Raw genomic sequence first — 1,337 nt, 5'->3', positions numbered from 1 at the left:
GGAGCGCGGCAGCGAACACCCCTCGCGTCGCGCCATCGTCGAGGGGGCCGAGGCGCGCGGTATCGGCCTCTCCGACCCCGAGTCGTTCGAGAACGTCCCCGGCCACGGGGTCAAGGCGACCGTCGACGGGGACGAGATACTCGTCGGTAACCGGAAGCTGCTGCGGGACGCGGGGATCGACCCCGAGCCAGCCGCGGAGACGATGGAACGGCTCGAACGCGAGGGGAAGACCGTGATGCTCGTCGCGCGAGTCCGCGCCGGAGCCGACGACGGTGAGCTCCTCGGCGTCGTCGCCGACGCCGACACGGTGAAGCCGAGCGCGAAGGAGGCGGTGAGCCAGCTCCGCGACCGCGGCGTCGACGTGATGATGATCACCGGCGACAACGAGCGTACGGCCCGCGCGGTCGCCGAGCAGGTCGGCATCGACCCCGACGACGTCCGCGCCGGGGTCCTGCCCGAGGACAAGTCCGACGCGGTAGAGTCGATTCAGGCGGACGGCCGGAAGGCGATGATGGTCGGCGACGGCGTCAACGACGCCCCGGCGCTCGCGGTGGCGTACGTCGGCACCGCCATCGGCTCCGGGACCGACGTGGCCATCGAGGCGGCCGACGTGACGCTGATGCGCGACGACCCGCTCGACGTGGTGAAGGCGATCCGGGTCTCGGACGCGACGCTCCAGAAGATCAGACAGAACCTCGTGTGGGCGCTCGGCTACAACACCGCGATGATCCCGCTCGCGTCGCTCGGGCTGCTCCAGCCCGTCCTCGCGGCCGGCGCGATGGCGTTCTCGTCGGTGTCGGTGCTGACGAACAGCCTGCTGTTCCGGCGGTACGGCCCCGACCGCGACTACGCGCTCCTCGGGTTCCTCCGGCGCTGACCGCGCGACGACCCTTCCTTTTCGGTCGCCGTCCCGAAGCCCCAAGACGGCCCGGCGCGTACGACGGCGTATGTCGACCCTCCTCGTCGTCGGCGGCAGCGGCTTCATCGGACGCGACGTCTGTCGGTTCGCGGTCCGCGACGGACACGAGGTCCGCAGCGTGTCGCGGAGCGGTCGCCCCGACCTCGACGAGGAGTGGGTCGAGGCGGTCTCGTGGACGAGCGCCGACCTCTTCCGACCGAACGCGTGGCGCGACCGCCTCGACGGCGTCGACGCCGTGGTCCACTCGGTCGGAACGCTCACCGAGTCGCCGACGGAGGGCGTCACCTTCGAACGCGTCAACGGCGACGCGGGGATCCTCACGGCCTTAGAGGCCGAGCGCGCCGGCGTCGACGCGTTCGTCTTCCTCTCCGCCGCCGCGAACCCGCCCGGCGTCCGAAACGCCTACCTGACAGCCAAG

2 protein-coding genes are annotated in these 1,337 nt (G+C 71.6%); both read left to right on the top strand.

Annotated features, from left to right (window positions below; genetic code table 11):
- Window positions 1–877 (top strand): cation-translocating P-type ATPase (locus BN903_RS13675; protein ID WP_048078261.1); only part of this gene is annotated, 877 nt, incomplete at its 5' end.
- Between the two features lie 70 nt (window positions 878–947).
- Window positions 948–1,337 (top strand): NAD(P)-dependent oxidoreductase (locus tag BN903_RS13670; protein ID WP_048078260.1); only part of this gene is annotated, 390 nt, incomplete at its 3' end.

The organism is Halorubrum sp. AJ67, assembly GCF_000513435.1.
The sequence above is the reverse complement of the archived record's forward strand: the minus strand, read 5'-3'. Positions and strand labels throughout refer to the sequence as shown.